Source organism: Pseudomonas sp. DR 5-09 (assembly GCF_001655595.1).
GTDB lineage: Bacteria > Pseudomonadota > Gammaproteobacteria > Pseudomonadales > Pseudomonadaceae > Aquipseudomonas > Aquipseudomonas pharyngis.
Genome location: NZ_CP011566.1, coordinates 6,062,091 through 6,079,536 on the forward strand (window position 1 = coordinate 6,062,091; position 17,446 = coordinate 6,079,536).

The following is a 17,446-nucleotide window of genomic DNA, read 5'->3' on the forward strand; positions in this document are numbered from 1 at the left end:
TCGAACTCCGTCGTCAGTCGCGCGCTAAAAGGCGCGGGGCAAGCTCTTTGAGAGCGCGGCGATACACTTCGCGCTTGAATGTCACCACCTGGCCCAACGGATACCAATAACTGACCCAGCGCCAGCCATCGAACTCCGGTTTACCGGTCAAATCCATCCGCACCCGCTGCTCGTTGGAGATCAGGCGCAGGAGAAACCATTTCTGTTTCTGGCCGATGCACAGCGGTTGGCTGTGGGTTCGCACCAGACGTTGCGGCAAACGATAGCGCAACCAGCCCCGGGTACAGGCGAGAATTTCAACATCTTCGCGTTCCAGGCCAACTTCTTCGTTCAGCTCGCGGTACAAGGCGTCTTCGGGCGTCTCCTCGGGGTTGATTCCCCCTTGCGGAAACTGCCAGGCATCCTGATTGATACGGCGAGCCCATAGCACCTGGCCGGCGTCATTCGTCAGAATGATCCCGACATTAGGGCGGAAACCATCGGGGTCGATCACGGCAACAACCTCGCAAACGCATGTCGCCGCATTGTTCCACAAAGGTTGTGAAGGCGGCAACGAAGGTTCCGAGCTTATGTGCACTCTTGTGAAAAGACCGTATTCTTGTGGCCTTTTTACTGACTTTTCAGCGGGTAACTGCAATGCGCCTGGCTTTATTCGATTTGGACAACACCCTTCTGGGCGGCGACAGCGATCACGCCTGGGGCGATTATCTGTGCGAACGCGGCTTCCTCGACCCGATCGCCTACAAGGCGCGCAACGACGAGTTCTATCAGGATTACCTGGCGGGCAAACTGGATAACGCGGCGTACCTGAACTTCTGCCTGGAAATCCTCGGCCGCACCGAGATGGCCGTGCTTGAGCAGTGGCACAGCGATTACATGCGCGACTGCATCGAGCCGATCATGTTGCCGAAAGCGCTTGAGTTGCTGCAAAAGCACCGCGACGCCGGCGACAAACTGGTGATCATCACCGCCACCAACCGCTTCGTCACCGCGCCGATTGCGGTGCGCCTGGGCGTCGAAACCCTGATCGCCACCGAGTGCGAGATGCAGGACGGTCGCTACACCGGACGCAGCACCGACGTGCCGTGCTTCCGCGAAGGCAAGGTGACGCGCCTGAACCGCTGGCTGGAAGAAACCGGATATTCGCTGGAAGGCAGCTACTTCTACAGCGACTCGATGAACGACTTGCCGCTGCTGGAGCAGGTGGCGAATCCGGTGGCAGTCGACCCGGATCCGAACCTGCTGGCCGAAGCCGAGAAACGTGGCTGGCCCGTCATCAGTCTGCGCGGCTGATATCGCCATCGCTGGCAAGGCCAGCTCCCACAAGGAATTTGTGAACGCATCAGATCAATGTGGGAGCGAGCCTGCTCGCGAACGGGTCGACACGGTGCCAAGCCTCAAACCGGCTTGGCCCCCATCAACGCCGCAATGGCCAGAAATCCGACGCCGCTGACAATCGCCAGCGCCAGATTGAATTTCCGGTTGCCGACCCCGCTTGTCCACAGCCGATTAAGCCGAACAAGCAGCCAGACCGCACTAAAGGTGGCCACGGCATAGATCACGCTGGACCCCAGAATCCAGAACTGCCCCAGTGGCCAGCCAACCAGGTGCACCAGCCACCAGCCGGTGAAAGGCATGCTGAGCACGCCGATCAGCATCAGACACCAGACGAACAGCCAGGGTCGCTGCATCGTGCTGGCCGGCCCTTCGCTGCGATTACGCCAGGAAGCAGCGGCGAGCCCGAGCCCGCTCGCCAGGATTACCACGGTCGCCGCGACGTGAAGGACTTTCAGGGTGGTCAGGGTTTCCATGTATTTCTCTTTCCTTGGGCCATACCCATCAGCGTAGCCGTTCAGCCAAGAAACAGCTGATAGGCCGGGTTGTCGCTTTCGTCCCAGTACGGGTAGCCGATTTCCTCAAGGGCTGCGGGCACCAGATGACGTTCGTCGTGGGGCACTTGCAGGCCCGCCACTACTCGTCCGTCTGCTGCTCCGTGGTTGCGGTAGTGGAACATCGAGATGTTCCAGCGACCACCTAGTTTGTTGAGGAAGTTGAACAGCGCGCCCGGACGCTCCGGGAACTCGAAGCGCAGCACCACTTCATCGACCACGTGCGCGGCGCGACCGCCGACCATGTGGCGGATGTGCAGTTTGGCCAGTTCGTTGTCGGTCAGGTCGAGCACCGGGAAACCCTGCTCGGTCAGGCTCGCCAGCAGTGCACTGCGCGGGTCGTTGTCCGGGTGGGTCTGCACGCCAACGAAGATGTGCGCTTCGCTGCCATTGTTATAGCGGTAGTTGAATTCGGTGATCTGGCGCTTGCCGATGGCCTCGCAGAACGCCTTGAAGCTGCCGGCCTTCTCCGGGATGGTCACGGCGATGATCGCTTCGCGGCCTTCACCCAGTTCGGCGCGCTCGGCGACGTGGCGCAAGCGGTCGAAGTTGACGTTGGCCCCGGAGTCGATGGCCACGAAGGTCTGGCCGCTGACGCCGCGCTGCTCGACATACTTCTTGATCCCGGCCACGCCCAGGGCGCCGGCCGGTTCGGTGATCGAACGGGTGTCGTCGTAGATGTCCTTGATCGCCGCGCAGATCTCGTCGGTGCTGACGGTGATCACCTCGTCGACGTAATCCTTGCAGATGTCGAAGGTGTGCTGGCCGATCTGCGCCACCGCCACGCCGTCGGCGAAGATGCCTACAGTCGGCAGCACCACGCGTTCGCCTGCCGCCATCGCCGCTTGCAGGCAGTTGGAGTCGTCGGGCTCGACGCCGATGACCTTGATGTCCGGACGCAGGTATTTCACGTAGGCCGCGATGCCGGCGATCAGACCGCCGCCGCCCACCGGAACGAAAATCGCATCCAGCGGCTGCGGGTGCTGGCGCAGGATTTCCATCGCCACGGTGCCCTGCCCGGCAATGGTGTGCGGATCATCGTACGGGTGGATGTAGACGTAGCCTTTTTCGTCGACCAGCTTCAGCGAGTAGGCCAGCGCTTCCGGGAAGGAATCGCCGTGCAGCACCACTTTGCCACCGCGCGAGCGCACGCCTTCGACCTTGATCTCCGGGGTGGTCTTGGGCATCACGATGGTCGCTTTCACGCCCAACACTTTCGCCGCCAGGGCCAGGCCCTGTGCATGGTTGCCCGCCGACGCGGTGACCACGCCGCGAGCGCGCTCTTCGTCGCTCAACTGGGTCAGCTTGTTGTAGGCGCCGCGAATCTTGAACGAGAACACCGGCTGCAAGTCTTCGCGCTTGAGCCAGATGTCGTTGCCCAGCCGCTCGGAGAGCTGGCGGGCGTTCTGCAGCGGGGTTTCTACGGCAACGTCATAAACGCGCGAGGTGAGGATCTTCTTGACGTACTGTTCGAGCATCGGAAAGCATCACTGAGCGGGTTGGGCAGGGCCAACGAGTCTAACCCGGCTTTCGGGCGCACGACCACACGAATCCCGAGGTTTTAGCCCGGCTTGAGGCTATAATGCCGGCCTTTCCGTTCTTACCTTGCCCGCTTCCGGAGCCCGCATGACCCAGGATCAACTCAAACAGGCCGTGGCCCAGGCTGCCGTCGACTTCATCCTTCCGAAACTCGACGACAAGAGCATCGTCGGCGTCGGCACCGGCTCCACCGCCAACTGCTTCATCGACGCCCTGGCCCAGCACAAGGGCGCGTTCGATGGCGCGGTCGCGAGCTCCGAAGCCACCGCCGCGCGCCTCAAGGGCCACGGGATTCCGGTGTACGAGCTGAACACCGTGAGCAACCTGGAGTTCTACGTCGACGGCGCCGATGAAAGCGACGAACACCTGAACCTGATCAAGGGCGGCGGCGCAGCCCTGACCCGCGAGAAAATCGTCGCGGCCGTCGCCCAGACCTTCATCTGCATCGCCGACGCCAGCAAACTGGTGCCGGTGCTGGGCGCGTTCCCGCTGCCGGTGGAAGTGATCCCGATGGCCCGCAGCCACGTGGCCCGCCAACTGGTGAAACTGGGCGGCGACCCGGTCTACCGCGAAGGCGTGCTGACCGACAACGGCAACATCATCCTCGACGTGCACAATCTGCAGATCACCAATCCGGTGGAGCTGGAAGCGCAGATCAATGCGATCGTCGGCGTGGTCACCAACGGCCTGTTCGCGGCGCGTCCGGCGGATCTGCTGTTGCTGGGTACTTCCGAAGGTGTGAAAACACTGAAGGCTGAGTAAGCCGAAACTGCCCGTATTTTGGTGGGCAGATGAAAAAACTGTGGGAGCCAGTTTGCTAGCTCCCACATTGTTAGATGGTGCTGGTTAGTTCTGCGCAGGCTTCCTGAAGACATAAAACAGATTCGGCTCGCTCACCAGATACAACGTCCCATCGTCATCCATCGCGATACCTTCCGCCTGCGGCACGGTTTTCTTCAGACCCTGCCGGCCACCGCTCAACGACATGGTGCTCAACGGGCGCCCGTCCACATCCAGTTCCAGAATCAGCCGCGACTCGTCGGACAGCGCCAGTAAATGACCGCTGCGCTCGTCGTATTGCAGGCTCGACAGATCGCGCACGAACATCCCGGCATCGCGCTTGGGATTGTTGATCACGTGTACTGCGTAGGATTTTTCCGGATTGAAGTGCGGGAAACCGTGCACTTCATAGATCAGCATCGGGTCCCGCTCCTTGGCCACGAACAGGCGCTTGCCCACCGAGTCGTACGCCAGGCCTTCAAACCCCTTGTTGCCGCTCATGTGCACACCGAGGGTCATTTGCTCGGCGTCCGCCGCATCAAGGAACGTGGTGTCGTGCTCCAGATGGATCTTGATCAGGCGCTGCTGGCGCTCGTCGGTGATCACATAGGTGTCGGCGCTGATGAACTCCACCGCCTCCGGATCGCCGAAGCCGATCAAGGCGACACGGCGCAGGATCGTGCCGTCCAGCGACAGCTCGATCAGTTCGGCATTCTTGTTGGTCACGGTGAACAGGCTCTTGCGCACCGGATCGTAGGTCAGCGCGGACACGTCGTCGTTCAGCCCATCGATGACTTTCGCTTCAATCTCTGCCCGATATTGATCCAGCCCGATGGACTGGCTGCTCATCGGCTGCCAGAGCGTATGCAGGTTGAACCAGGCACGCTCGAACAGGCGCATGTATTGGCCGATCGCAATCAACGCGATCAGGGCAATCACCGACAGGATGATGAACAGAGGCTTGGGACGGGCAAGTCGACGCATTCGGGCAGGCTCGGAGTCAAAACAGGCGGATGAAATATCACGCCTGTCTGAACTGAAGCTTAATGGCCACTTGCCTCAGGCCACAACTGCACAGATCTGCAATCTCTGTAGGAGTAATTACTTCTGTTTTTCGAAGCGGTAGAACAGGTTCGGCTCGCTGACCATGTACAGCGAGCCCGCCTCGTCCATGGTCACGCCTTCGGCGCGGGGAATGGTTTTCTTCAAACCGTTGAAACCGCCGAGCAGGGTCATGAAGCTGACTTGTTCGCCCTTTTCGTCCAGCTCCAGCAACAGGTGCGAATCGGCGGACAGCACGAGGGTGTGACCGGTGCGCGGGTCGATCGCCAGGGCCGACAGGTTACGAATATCGAGCTCGTCGCTGTCGAGTTTCTGCTTGTCACCCATTAGCTTCTGGCTGCCGTCGCTTTTCCAGGTGAACAGCGCGGGTGGACGCTCTTCGCCCAGCAGCAGTTGCTGGTTGCGGGCGTCCCAGGTGATGGCTTCGAAGGCCTTGTTCTGGTCTTTCGAGGGGCCGAGGTCGTATTTCGGGAAATCGTCGCGCTTCAGTTCGCGGGTGTCGGCATCGACCTTGACGATGGAGAGCAGGTGCTCGCGCTCATCGACAATCGCCATGAAGCCGTTTTCCATCACCGTCAGGCCTTCCGGATTGCTCCAGCCCACCAGGGGCATCTTGCGCAACACGTCGCCCTGCAGGGTCAGCTCGACCAGAAACGGATTCTTGCCCATCACCGAAAACAGGGTTTTGGTCTGGGGGTTATAGGACAGATCCGAAGCTTCGTCCTTTTCCATCCCCGGCAGCAGCTTGGCGTCGATGACCACCCGGTAGTCCGGGAGCCAGACGCTTTCCTGCTTCTCGGACGGGCTTTCGAAACGCTCCAGCAGCCACAGCACACCCCGGTCATCCCAATGCATGGCAAACGCCAGCCCGTACACAGCGGCGGCTGCCAGCAACAACCAGGAATACCAGCGCAGGGCGAAGCGTGAACGGCGGGCGGGTTTGAGCTGAGTTTGAGATGACATCAAAGGACGCGTTCCGAAAATTCAGGCTACGGGTAATAGCACAAAGAGGCCGGCTCAGACGCCAGAATGACCGGAATTATCCGGACAGAATGTGAAAAAAACGGCAAATGGCCGGAATGCCCTGCGTCTTTGCAGGCCGCATCACAAAACGAAAACGGGAGATTGCAGGCTTGAGGGCTGAGCTCAAACCTGCAATCTCCCGCTTGGGAACGCGACGTACGGATCAGCGAACGCTACTGGTGAAGCGACTGGCGCCCGGCAGTTCCAGCACGATCTCATCGCCAACGTTCAGCGGGCCGACACCCACCGGCGTACCGGTCAGGATCACGTCACCGGCCTGCAGCGAGAAGCAGCCGGCCATGTGCTGGATCATCGGCACGATCGGGTTGAGCATCGCGCTGCTGTTGCCGTCCTGGCGCACTTCGCCGTTGATGGTCAGGCGAATGCCGATGTCGGTCAGATCGGCGAAAGTGCTGCCGACCACGAACGGTGCAATCACCGCCGCGCCGTCGAACGACTTGGCGATTTCCCACGGCAGGCCCTTGGACTTGAGCTCGGCCTGCTTGTCACGCAGGGTCAGGTCCAGCGCCGGGGCGAAACCGGAGATCGCGTCCAGCACTTCTTCACGGCTCGGTTTGGTCGACAGCGGCTTGCCGATCAACACGGCGATTTCCGCCTCGTAATGCACCGAGCCACGCTCGGTCGGAATGCTGAAACCGCCTTCCAGCGGCACTACGCAACTGCCCGGCTTGATGAACAGCAACGGCTCGGTAGGCACCGGGTTGTCCAGTTCCTTGGCGTGTTCGGCGTAGTTACGGCCGATGCACACCACTTTCCCCAGCGGAAAATGAATCCGCGTACCGTCGACATACTGGTGCTGATAGCTCATTACCGACTCCTGCCTTTATTGATTCATCAGGGATTGCCAATCAAACCGCGAAAATCTTGCCCGGGTTCATGATGCCGTTAGGGTCGAACACCGCCTTGACCGCTTTCATGTATTCGATTTCCACCGGCGAGCGGCTGTAGGTCAAGTAGTCGCGCTTGGTCATGCCCACGCCGTGTTCGGCGGAAATCGAACCGTTGTACTTCTCGACGGTTTCGAACACCCACTTGTTGACGGTGGCGCACTTGGCGAAAAACTCGTCCTTGCTCAGGTTGTCCGGCTTGAGGATGTTCAGGTGCAGGTTGCCGTCGCCGATGTGGCCGAACCAGACGATTTCGAAGTCCGGGTAGTGTTCGCCGACGATCGCGTCGATTTCCTGCAGGAACGCCGGGACTTTCGAGACGGTGACCGAGATGTCGTTCTTGTACGGGGTCCAGTGGGAGATGGTTTCGGAGATGTACTCGCGCAGCTTCCACAGGTTCTGCAACTGGGTTTCGCTCTGGCTCATCACGCCGTCCAGCACCCAGCCCTGCTCCACGCAATGCTCGAAGGTTTCCAGGGCGGTGTTGGCCACTTCTTCGGTGGTCGCCTCGAATTCCAGCAACGCATAGAACGGGCAAGCGGTTTCGAACGGCGCCGGGACATCGCCACGGCCCATGACCTTGGCCAAGGCCTTGTCGGAGAAGAATTCGAACGCGGTCAGGTCGAGCCGGCCCTGGAAGGCGTGCAGCACCGGCATAATCGAATCGAAATCGGTGGTGCCGAGGACCATCGCGGTCAGGTTTTTCGGCGAACGATCCAGGCGCATGGTGGCCTCGACCACAAAACCGAGAGTACCTTCGGCGCCGATGAACAGCTGCCGCAGGTCATAACCGGTGGCGTTCTTGATCAGATCCTTGTTCAGTTCCAGCACATCGCCCTTGCCGGTCACGACTTTCATGCCCGCCACCCAGTTGCGGGTCATGCCGTAGCGAATGACCTTGATCCCGCCGGCATTGGTGCCGATATTGCCGCCAATCTGGCTGGAACCTGCCGAAGCGAAGTCCACCGGGTAGTACAAGTCATGTTCTTCGGCCGCGTTCTGCAATTGCTCGGTGACCACGCCCGGCTGACAGACGGCGGTGCGGTCGGTCAGGTTGATGTCGAGAATCTGATTCATGTAGTCGAACGACACGACCACTTCGCCATTGGCCGCCACGGCTGCGGCGGAGAGCCCCGTGCGCCCGCCCGACGGCACCAGCGCCACTTTGTGTTCGTTGGCCCAGCGGACGACGGCCTGCACCTGCTCGATGGTCTTGGGAAACACGATGGCGCTGGGCGCCGGGGCGAAGTGTTTGGTCCAGTCCTTGCCGTAAGCGTTCAGGGAGTCGGCATCGGTCAGGACCTTGCCAGGTTCGACCAGGGTCTTCAGTTCATCAATCAGGGCAGGATTGGTCATCGACGGAACTCTCGAACAATTCATGGTCATCCTGAGAACGCTTCACGTCGCAGGAATGAGTGTTTAGCGGGGTGGCTATGCTAGCATACCGACCCCGCAGGCCAGTGCCCAAGGCCGGTTCTGCGGTGACGGCTTTCTTGTCGTCCAGGTCAATGTCTGTTGACCATTTCCTGCCATTTTTCTCCGGGATACAGGTTTACGCAGATGAGCAAGACTTCTCTCGATAAGAGCAAGATCAAGTTCCTTCTTCTCGAAGGCGTCCACCAATCGGCTGTCGACGTCCTCAAGGCGGCGGGCTACACCAGCATCGAATACCTGACAGGCTCCCTGCCGGAAGCCCAGCTCAAGGAAAAGATCGCTGACGCTCACTTCATCGGCATTCGTTCGCGCACCCAGCTGACCGAAGAGATCTTCGATCACGCGAAGAAGCTGGTCGCGGTCGGCTGTTTCTGCATCGGCACCAACCAGGTTGACCTGGAAGCGGCCCGCGAGCGCGGCATCGCCGTGTTCAACGCGCCGTACTCCAACACCCGCTCCGTTGCCGAGCTGGTGCTGGCCGAAGCGATCCTGCTGCTGCGCGGCATCCCTGAGAAAAACGCTTCCTGCCACCGTGGCGGCTGGATCAAGTCCGCAGCCAACTCCTTCGAGATCCGTGGCAAGAAACTGGGCATCGTCGGCTACGGCTCGATCGGTACTCAGCTGTCGGTCCTGGCCGAAGGTCTGGGCATGCAGGTGTTCTTCTACGACACCGTGACCAAGCTGCCACTGGGCAACGCGACCCAGGTCGGCAACCTGCACGAGCTGCTGGGCATGTCCGACATCGTCACCCTGCACGTTCCGGAAACCGCTGCGACCCAGTGGATGATCGGCGAGAAGGAAATCCGCGCCATCAAGAAGGGCGGCATCCTGATCAACGCTGCACGCGGCACCGTGGTCGAGCTGGATCACCTGGCCGCTGCGATCAAGGACAAGCACCTGATCGGCGCCGCCATCGATGTGTTCCCGGTCGAGCCGCGTTCCAACGACGAAGAGTTCGAAAGCCCGCTGCGTGGCCTGGACAACGTGATCCTGACCCCGCACATCGGCGGTTCCACCGCTGAAGCGCAGGCCAACATCGGTCTGGAAGTGGCAGAAAAACTGGTCAAGTACAGCGACAACGGTACTTCGGTATCGTCCGTGAACTTCCCGGAAGTGGCCCTGCCGGCTCACCCTGGCAAGCACCGCCTGCTGCACATCCACGAGAACATCCCGGGTGTGATGAGCGAGATCAACAAGGTCTTCGCCGAAAACGGCATCAACATCTCCGGTCAGTTCCTGCAGACCAACGAGAAGGTCGGCTACGTGGTGATCGACGTCGACGCCGAGTACTCGGAGCTGGCGCAAGAGAAGCTGCAACACGTCAACGGCACCATCCGTAGCCGCGTGTTGTTCTGATCCGGCGTTGAGCGACAAAAAAGGGAGCCCTCGGGGCTCCCTTTTTCATGCTCGCGACAACGTCATTCGACGTTGACGGTGATCTTCTTCGACACGATCGGCGGATCGAACGCCATGTGGCCGCTGTCACCCAGCTCCAGTTGCAGGGTGTGCTTGCCCGGCGCGAGCTTGATGTCGGCCTGGGTCTGCGCCTTGCCGAAGTGCATGTGGTTGGCGTCGGTCGGTACGACGGAGCCGGCCGGAACGATTTCCTTGGCATCGATCAGCAGATGGTGATGGCCGGTGTTCTTGGTGACGTCACCGGCCGGTGCCAGCGCGATGTTCTTTACACCGAACTTGACCGTGAAGGTCTGCGGAACCGTGGCTCCGTCCTCGGGAGAAACGATGAACACTTCGGCGCCCTTCGGTGCCGGTGTGGCCGCACTGGCCAGTACCGAAACACCCATCAGCACACCGGCCAACGCTGCACGTGACATAAAGCTTTTCATTTTCTTCTCCAGTTTTTCCGTAAAATCCGCACGGTCATGACAACTTCATGACCATTCGTTGTCGAAGGCACTCGACAACCATAGCAAAGCGAGCCTGGAAAACAGGCCGATATCGATTTCAAAGGAGTGACCATGCGTTTTCTGCCTGGCCTGATCTGCCTGCTTCCCCTTCTGAGCCCTCTGGCTCACGCCGAACTGATTGATGACGTCAACGACCGTGGCGAGTTGCGCATAGCCCTTGAGGCTAATACACCGCCCTTCAATTTCAAGGACGGCGACACGCTCACGGGGTTCGAGGTCGAGCTTGGGCAACTGCTGGCCAACGAACTGGATGTACGCGCCGACTTCATCGTCACTGACGAAGCCGATCTGCTCCAGGGCGTCGAAAGCGGCAAGTACGACGTCGCGCTCAACCACATAGCACTGACCCCGGAGCTCAAGGATCGTTTCGACGTGAGCGAGCCTTACACCCAGGTGAATGCACAATTGCTGGCAAAAAAGGACGAGCAGCCCCGGCCGATGGTACTGGTGCAGACGCTGACAGAAGAGAAACCGAAGGTCGGTCCGCCGGTAGATCTGGCGATTCCGTTTCAGAAGGGCAACCCGGCGTTTCACGCGAGTCTGGAGAATGCCTTGCAGCGGATCAGGGCGGATGGGCGGCTGGAGGCGTTGTCGCAGAAGTGGTTGAGTGTGCAGGCTACGGAAAACTGAAGTGAGCGTGACTAGTCGAGCAAGCTTAGGGCCTGTGCGGCTTGCGGCAGTTCGAGTTCGCTGAAGACCTGCACCCCATGGCGCTTCAGCAACGCAGCGGTCACCCCCTCGCCACTCACCTTCACCCCGCTGAACGTGCCGTCATAGGTCAACAGATTCCCGCACGACGGGCTGTTGGCCTTGAGCACCGCCACCCGAATCCCGTGCTTTTGCACCAGCGCCAGCGCCTGGTGCGCGCCGTCGAGAAACTGCGCACTGACGTCTTCGCCGTCGGTGGTGATCACCGAGGCGAGCCCGTCCAGCACTTCGCTGCCCTGCCCGCCCGGAATCTCCGCTGCCGCGCGTGGCGTCGGCAAACCACCGGCGACTTCCGGGCACAGCGGCACTACGCGCCCTTCGGCAATCCACTGTTCCAGCAGATCGAACGGCCCGCTGGCCCCACCGTCGTAACGCACGCGATGGCCCAGCAGGCAGCGACTGACCAGAATCCTGTGCATCTCAGAACGGCTCGTTGCCACGGCGGCGGAACCAGCCTGTCAGCGACAGCCGCTCGCGGCTGGCTGGCAATACTTCGTGAGGGACTTCGCCGGAGAGAAACACCACCAGACAACCGCCCGTAGGCTGTACGTCATGAACGCGGTCATTCTCCAGGTACATACGCAGTTGCCCGCCATCCTCCGGCAGCCAACCGTCATTGAGGTAGATCACCGCCGAGACCATGCGCCGGTCATCGTCGCGGAAACGGTCGACATGCTTGCGATAGAAAGCACCCGGCGGGTACAGGGCGAAGTGGCACTCGAAGTCTTCCAGCCCGAGGAACAGGCCCCGGTTGAGCGCTTCACGCAAGCTGTCCATCAGGTTCAGGTAACGGTCACTGGCCTCGGCCTGACCGGGGTCGATCCATTGGATATGGTCGCCACGAATCCCCTCGCGGATCTCCGAAAACGGGCCACGTCCGACCCCCGCCGGCGCCAGTTCACCTTCGGCGTCACGTTTGCGGCACTCGGCCGCCAGTGCGCGGGTCAAATCCGCAGGCAGGAAAATGTTCTGCTGCGACCAGCCGCGCTCGGCCAGGTCGTCGACGATACGTAACAGCAGCGGGTGATCAGAGGATATTTGCATGGCGCGCATAGTATGCCTGCGGCAAGAAATCCGACAGAGCCACGCGGCGGCTTGATACGAATTCTCGACAAGTACTGGCACCGCACGGAGAATAGTCGGCTGCCGACAGGAGTCCTTATGCGCCGTTTGCTTTTTTCAATGTTGATGTTCTGCGTTTTGCCCGCCTGGGCGGACGGCCACGACCAGTTGTACAAGGTCGCCGGCTGGCCAGAACAACGCGCGCATTTCAACGACGCCCTGAGTGCCGCGCAGCAGCGTTACCAGAACAGCCTGCCGCCGGCGGTGTTTCAGGCGCTGGTGAACAACAGCAACCAGCGCTTCGCCCCCCAGGCCGTGGATCAACGCGCCGAAGCGCAGCTGCGCAAGAACCTCGCCGATCCGCAACCGGCCCTGTCGTTCTTTCAGTCTCCGTTGGGCAAGAAGATCGTCGCCGCCGAACTGCTGGCGACCCGTCGCGATCAATTGGCAAAGAACGCCAAGGGCCTGCCGAAGATGCCGGCCAGCGACAGCCGCCTGCTGATCATCGGCCACCTCGCCCAGGCCCTGCCCGCCCGTGAAGCCGGTGCCGAAGTCAGCCTGGCGATTGCCGGCGTGGCGGCGGACAGCCTGAGCTCGATGATCCCCGGCCTGCTCGGCGGCGGTCAGGCCCAGGGCATGTTGAATGGTCAACGCCAGCGTCTGATGGATCAGATCGGTGCCGATCTGAACAATACGCTGCTGTACGTCTATCGCGATCTGTCGGATGAAGAGCTGGAAGAGTTCGCGACCTTTGCCGAATCCACCGAAGGCAAGGCTTACTATCAGGCCGCGCTGGCCGCGATCCGCGCCGGGCTGGCCGTCGGTCAGAGCACCTCGAATCTCACCCAGTGATCTTTACGACCTGACAGACCGCCTTCGCGAGCAAGCCCGCTCCCACATTCGACCGAGTTGATGCTGGATGAGTACGGTTAAATGTGGGAGCGGGCTTGCTCGCGAAAGGGCCCTCAGGATCACGAGTGATTCCGCCCATTGATCCGCTTGCTCAAGAACTCGAAATACTCCTCGCGCATTTCCGCCGTCTCATTGGCCAGGTGATGCCGCGCCTCGGCCAGCAACAGAATCTGTGGTCGGTCGAACTTCCACTTCAACACCTGCAGGTTGTGCTGCCAGTCCACGGTCATGTCCGCCTGGCCCTGAACGATCAGTGGCCGGCGCGGACTTTTCTTCGCGTATTCAACCCGGTTGATCCAGCGTGACAACGCCCCGACCCATGCGGTCGGCAAGCGTTTTGGCTGCAACGGATCGGCCTGCAGAAACGGCAGGAAATCCGGGTCATTGGAGTTCTCGCTGAAACGCCGGGCGATACCCCTGACAAAAGGCCTGAGCAGGTAATAACTGAACTGCGACCAGCCCCAGGCACGCGGACGCACCAGCGGCGCCAGCAGAATCAACTGCCCCTGCGCCGGGCTGTTTTCACCATGATTGAGCACGTGATCGACAATGATCGCCCCGCCGGTGCTTTGCCCGCACAGGTGCCAAGGCTGCGGCAGGGCCATCGAGCGCGCCTCGGCGAACAGGCCTTGCAGCGCATCCTGATATTCCGAGAAGTCACGGATGCTCGCCCGCTCGCCGCTGGACAGACCATGCCCCGGCAGATCGCAGGCAATCACGGCGAAGCCCTGATCCAGCGCCCACTCGATCACATGCCGGTACAGGCCGGTGTGGTCATAAAAACCGTGCACCAGCAACAGCGTGGCCCTGGCCGTTTCCGCCGGCCACCAGCAATGGCTGACCAGCTGATAGCCATCGATGTCGAACCGGCCCATGCCGCGCCAGACATCACGTTCCGGAAAGTCGGTCTTGTAGAACCGCTGATACGCCTTCGCCTCCTCGGACAACGGCTGCCACTCGGCCAGAGGCTTGAGGCTCGCACGCAGATGATCGGGATCGAAAGCAACAGACATGGGCAATTCCAGAACGGTAAACGGACTTTATCGGCCTGCGATATTCATCTGTCGCGGCAAGCATGGCAAGCTAGCCGGCCTTCGAGGAATCAAAACCATGCGTTCGCCCTACCGCACCGCACTGTTTGCCAGCCTGCTCGCCATCGTGTGTGCCGGCGTGCTGTGGGCCGCGTACGACTGGTTTCAGGGCCGCTACCTGCGGGCGTTCAGCGAACACACTGCGGTATTTTCCGGTGACCCGCTGCGCTTGCCCGACGACCTCGCCGGCCCCGGCAATATCCGTCTGGTGCACTTCTGGGATCCCGCCTGCCCATGCAACGTCGGCAACCAACAGCACCTGACCGAGATGGTCGAACAGTTCGGCCCCAGAGGCGTGGAATTCTTTGCCGTGCAGAAGGCCGGCAGCCACGGCCAGTTGCCCGCCACCCTGAGCAATCTTAAAACCATCGCGGTGCTGCCCGGCTCGGAACAGATTCCCGCCAGCCCGGCCGTGGCGATCTGGGACCGCAGCGGCAGACTGGCGTACTTCGGCCCGTACAGCGAAGGCCTGACGTGCAACTCCAGCAACAGTTTTATCGAACCGATCCTGCAAGCGTTGAGTGATGATCGCCCGGTCAATGCGACTCATACGTTGGCGGTCGGTTGCTACTGCCCGTGGCCGGCTGAGGCGAAGTAAGGCATTCCGGACATTTCAAGGACGGCGATGCGCAGCACACGAGGCGTGTGCTAATTGTTTGCAGCCCGCACGGGCGGCAATCCCGAATGCACAAGGAGTCACCATGAAACGCGTCTTCACCGTTCTTGCCTTGCTCATCGTTGTCCTGCTCGCCGCCGGCGGCTGGTATGTCTACAGCAAGCAACCGACGCGTCAGGGCCAGGTGGAGCTGCGCAACCTGCAAGGTTCGGTGACCGTGCGTTACGACGAGCGCGGTGTGCCGCACATCCGCGCTGAAAACGAAACCGACCTCTATCGCGCCCTCGGCTATGTCCACGCCCAGGATCGCCTGTTTCAGATGGAAGCCATGCGCCGTCTCGCCCGAGGCGAGCTGGCCGAAGTGCTCGGGCCGAAACTGCTCGACACCGACAAGTTGTTCCGCAGCCTGCGCATCCGCGAGCGCGCCGCCAGTTACGTGGCCGGCCTCGACAAGCAGTCCCCGGCGTGGAAGGCCCTGCAAGCCTATCTGGACGGCATCAATCAATATCAGGACTCGCACGCCGCCCCTGTCGAGTTCGACGTGCTGGGCATCCCCAAGCGGCCGTTCACCGCCGAGGACAGCATCAGCGTCGCCGGCTACATGGCCTACAGCTTCGCCGCTGCGTTTCGCACCGAACCGCTGCTGACCTACGTGCGCGATCAACTGGGCGCCGACTACCTCAACGTCTTCGACCTCGACTGGCAGCCCAAGGGCGTGCTCGCCAAGGGCCACACCAGCAGCGCACCGGCCCTCGCCGCCGAAGACTGGAAAGACCTGAACACCCTAGCCCGCGTCAGCCAACAGGCGCTGATCGACAACGGCCTGCCGCAGTTCGAAGGCAGCAACGCCTGGGTGATCGCCGGCAGCCACAGCAAGAGCGCCAAGCCCTTGCTGGCCGGCGATCCGCACATTCGCTTTTCGGTGCCGTCGGTGTGGTACGAGGCGCAGCTGTCGGCGCCGGGCTTCGAACTCTACGGTCATCATCAGGCGCTGGTGCCGTTTGCCTTTCTCGGCCACAACCTGGATTTCGGCTGGAGCCTGACCATGTTCCAGAACGATGACCTCGATCTGATCGCCGAGAAGGTCAATCCGGACAACCCGGATCAGGTCTGGTATCGCGGCCAGTGGACCGACATGGTCAAGACCGAGCAGCAGATCGCGGTGAAAGGCCAGGCCCCGGTGTCCATCACGTTGCGCCAGTCGCCCCACGGGCCGATCGTCAACGACGCCCTCGGCAGCGCCGTCGGAAAAACCCCGATTGCGATGTGGTGGGCGTTTCTCGAAACACCTAACCCGATCCTCGAAGGCTTCTACCAGCTCAACCGCGCCGACACTCTGGCCAAGGCCCGCGCCGCAGCGGCCAAGGTGCAGGCACCGGGACTGAACATCGTCTACGCCAACGCCAAGGGCGATATAGCCTGGTGGGCCTCGGCGCTGCTGCCCAAGCGTCCGGCCGGGGTGAAGCCTGGCTTCATTCTCGACGGCAGCAGCAATCAGGCGGACAAGGACGGTTACTTCCCGTTCAGCGCCAACCCACAGGAAGAGAACCCGGCGCGAGGCTATATCGTCTCGGCCAACTTCCAGCCGGTGTCACCGACCGGCATGGAGATTCCCGGTTACTACAACCTCGCCGACCGTGGCCAGCAGCTCAACCGCCAGCTCGCCGACAAGAACGTGAAGTGGGACAACGAGGCCAACCAGAAGCTGCAACTGGGCACCGCCACCGGTTATGGCCCTCGTCTGCTGGCGCCGTTGCTGCCGGTGCTGCGTGAAGTGGCGGGCAATCCCGCCGAGCAGAAGCTGATCGAACAATTGGCCCAATGGCAAGGCGACTATCCACTGGATTCGGTCAGTGCGACGGTGTTCAACCAGTTCCTCTATGACCTGGCCGACTCGGCGATGCGCGATGAGCTGGGCAACGACATGTTCGAGACCTTGCTGTCGACCCGCGTGCTCGACGCAGCGCTGCCACGACTGGCCGCCAACGCCGACTCGCCGTGGTGGGACAACCGCAACACACCGGGCAAGGAAACCCGCGCCGACACTGTGCGCGCGGCGTGGCAGGCCAGCATGGCGCACTTGAAATCCACCCTCGGCGACGACGCTTCCGGCTGGCAATGGGGCAAGGCCCATACGCTGACCCATGGTCATCCACTGGGCCAGCAGAAGCCGCTGGATCGCATTTTCAACGTCGGCCCGTTCGCCGCACCGGGCTCCCATGAAGTGCCGAACAACCTCTCGGCGAAGATCGGCCCGGCGCCGTGGCCGGTGACCTACGGCCCGTCGACCCGGCGGCTGGTGGACTTCGCAGATCCCGCTCACAGCCTGACCATCAACCCGGTCGGCCAGAGCGGCGTGCCGTTCGACAGCCACTATGACGATCAGGCAGAGGCGTATGTGGACGGGATGTATGTGCAGGCGCATTTCAGTGATGAGGAGGTGACGGCGAATACGCGCAGTACCTTGAAGCTGTTGCCGGCGCGAGCGGCGCAATAG

18 protein-coding genes are annotated in these 17,446 nt (G+C 61.4%); 7 read left to right on the top strand and 11 right to left on the bottom strand.

Annotated elements, in window-relative coordinates; translation table 11 throughout:
* Positions 1-13 precede the first annotated feature (13 nt).
* The gene (locus PDR5_RS27340) at positions 14-493 is read right to left on the bottom strand and encodes an RNA pyrophosphohydrolase (protein WP_003229203.1); all 480 of its coding nucleotides are present in this window, start codon (positions 491-493) and stop codon (positions 14-16) included.
* A 143-nt stretch (positions 494-636) separates the two neighbouring features.
* On the opposite strand from PDR5_RS27340, the gene PDR5_RS27345 reads away from it, so the two are divergent.
* Positions 637-1,293, top strand: coding sequence for an HAD family hydrolase (locus tag PDR5_RS27345; RefSeq protein ID WP_064600192.1), 657 nt, complete (start codon positions 637-639; stop codon positions 1,291-1,293).
* Positions 1,294-1,397: 104 nt separating this feature from the next.
* Here the strand turns inward: PDR5_RS27345 and PDR5_RS27350 are convergent, their stop codons facing one another.
* Together PDR5_RS27350 and ilvA are read right to left on the bottom strand one after the other, a co-directional pair.
* Positions 1,398-1,811, bottom strand: coding sequence for a DUF2269 family protein (locus tag PDR5_RS27350; RefSeq protein ID WP_039767881.1), 414 nt, complete (start codon positions 1,809-1,811; stop codon positions 1,398-1,400).
* A 41-nt stretch (positions 1,812-1,852) separates the two neighbouring features.
* Positions 1,853-3,367 carry a threonine ammonia-lyase, biosynthetic gene (gene ilvA / locus PDR5_RS27355; RefSeq protein ID WP_011336426.1) on the bottom strand — a complete coding sequence of 505 codons (1,515 nt, stop codon included), beginning with the start codon at positions 3,365-3,367 and terminating at the stop codon, positions 1,853-1,855.
* Positions 3,368-3,515: 148 nt separating this feature from the next.
* Here ilvA and rpiA point away from each other — a divergent pair, with 148 nt between their 5' ends.
* Positions 3,516-4,190, top strand: coding sequence for a ribose-5-phosphate isomerase RpiA (gene rpiA / locus PDR5_RS27360; protein ID WP_007953476.1), 675 nt, complete (start codon positions 3,516-3,518; stop codon positions 4,188-4,190).
* Positions 4,191-4,274: 84 nt separating this feature from the next.
* On the opposite strand, the gene PDR5_RS27365 is transcribed toward rpiA, so the two are convergent.
* From PDR5_RS27365 to PDR5_RS27380, 4 genes are all read right to left on the bottom strand, one after another.
* A complete protein-coding gene (locus PDR5_RS27365) occupies positions 4,275-5,192 on the bottom strand; it encodes an SdiA-regulated domain-containing protein (RefSeq protein WP_064600195.1) in 918 nt (305 codons plus the stop codon).
* A 117-nt stretch (positions 5,193-5,309) separates the two neighbouring features.
* Positions 5,310-6,233: an SdiA-regulated domain-containing protein gene (locus PDR5_RS27370; protein ID WP_064600197.1), complete on the bottom strand. Its 924-nt coding sequence runs from the start codon at positions 6,231-6,233 to the stop codon at positions 5,310-5,312.
* A gap of 223 nt (positions 6,234-6,456) precedes the next feature.
* Positions 6,457-7,122 carry a fumarylacetoacetate hydrolase family protein gene (locus PDR5_RS27375; RefSeq protein WP_007953483.1) on the bottom strand — a complete coding sequence of 222 codons (666 nt, stop codon included), beginning with the start codon at positions 7,120-7,122 and terminating at the stop codon, positions 6,457-6,459.
* Between the two features lie 40 nt (positions 7,123-7,162).
* Complete coding sequence (locus PDR5_RS27380) at positions 7,163-8,557, bottom strand: FAD-binding oxidoreductase (RefSeq protein ID WP_064600200.1); 1,395 nt, start codon at positions 8,555-8,557, stop codon at positions 7,163-7,165.
* 204 nt (positions 8,558-8,761) lie between these two features.
* On the opposite strand from PDR5_RS27380, the gene serA reads away from it, so the two are divergent.
* Positions 8,762-9,991 carry a phosphoglycerate dehydrogenase gene (gene serA, locus PDR5_RS27385; protein ID WP_007953487.1) on the top strand — a complete coding sequence of 410 codons (1,230 nt, stop codon included), beginning with the start codon at positions 8,762-8,764 and terminating at the stop codon, positions 9,989-9,991.
* A 62-nt stretch (positions 9,992-10,053) separates the two neighbouring features.
* On the opposite strand, the gene PDR5_RS27390 is transcribed toward serA, so the two are convergent.
* Complete coding sequence (locus tag PDR5_RS27390) at positions 10,054-10,479, bottom strand: DUF4399 domain-containing protein (protein ID WP_064600203.1); 426 nt, start codon at positions 10,477-10,479, stop codon at positions 10,054-10,056.
* Between the two features lie 132 nt (positions 10,480-10,611).
* Here PDR5_RS27390 and PDR5_RS27395 point away from each other — a divergent pair, with 132 nt between their 5' ends.
* The gene (locus PDR5_RS27395) at positions 10,612-11,190 is read left to right on the top strand and encodes a transporter substrate-binding domain-containing protein (RefSeq protein WP_064600205.1); all 579 of its coding nucleotides are present in this window, start codon (positions 10,612-10,614) and stop codon (positions 11,188-11,190) included.
* A gap of 11 nt (positions 11,191-11,201) precedes the next feature.
* On the opposite strand, the gene PDR5_RS27400 is transcribed toward PDR5_RS27395, so the two are convergent.
* Together PDR5_RS27400 and PDR5_RS27405 are read right to left on the bottom strand one after the other, a co-directional pair.
* Complete coding sequence (locus PDR5_RS27400) at positions 11,202-11,687, bottom strand: DUF523 domain-containing protein (protein WP_064600208.1); 486 nt, start codon at positions 11,685-11,687, stop codon at positions 11,202-11,204.
* Position 11,688: 1 nt separating this feature from the next.
* Positions 11,689-12,321: a 2OG-Fe(II) oxygenase gene (locus tag PDR5_RS27405; RefSeq protein WP_007953495.1), complete on the bottom strand. Its 633-nt coding sequence runs from the start codon at positions 12,319-12,321 to the stop codon at positions 11,689-11,691.
* Between the two features lie 108 nt (positions 12,322-12,429).
* Between PDR5_RS27405 and PDR5_RS27410 the strand changes: the two genes are divergently transcribed.
* Positions 12,430-13,182 (top strand): DUF2059 domain-containing protein, encoded by a 753-nt coding sequence (locus PDR5_RS27410; RefSeq protein ID WP_064600211.1) that lies wholly within the window; start codon positions 12,430-12,432, stop codon positions 13,180-13,182.
* A 119-nt stretch (positions 13,183-13,301) separates the two neighbouring features.
* Here the strand turns inward: PDR5_RS27410 and PDR5_RS27415 are convergent, their stop codons facing one another.
* Positions 13,302-14,255: an alpha/beta hydrolase gene (locus PDR5_RS27415; protein WP_064600214.1), complete on the bottom strand. Its 954-nt coding sequence runs from the start codon at positions 14,253-14,255 to the stop codon at positions 13,302-13,304.
* A 97-nt stretch (positions 14,256-14,352) separates the two neighbouring features.
* On the opposite strand from PDR5_RS27415, the gene PDR5_RS27420 reads away from it, so the two are divergent.
* Both PDR5_RS27420 and PDR5_RS27425 read left to right on the top strand, forming a co-directional pair.
* The gene (locus PDR5_RS27420) at positions 14,353-14,931 is read left to right on the top strand and encodes a DUF6436 domain-containing protein (RefSeq protein WP_064600217.1); all 579 of its coding nucleotides are present in this window, start codon (positions 14,353-14,355) and stop codon (positions 14,929-14,931) included.
* A 103-nt stretch (positions 14,932-15,034) separates the two neighbouring features.
* Positions 15,035-17,446, top strand: a complete 2,412-nt coding sequence (locus tag PDR5_RS27425; protein WP_064600220.1) for a penicillin acylase family protein — start codon at positions 15,035-15,037, stop codon at positions 17,444-17,446.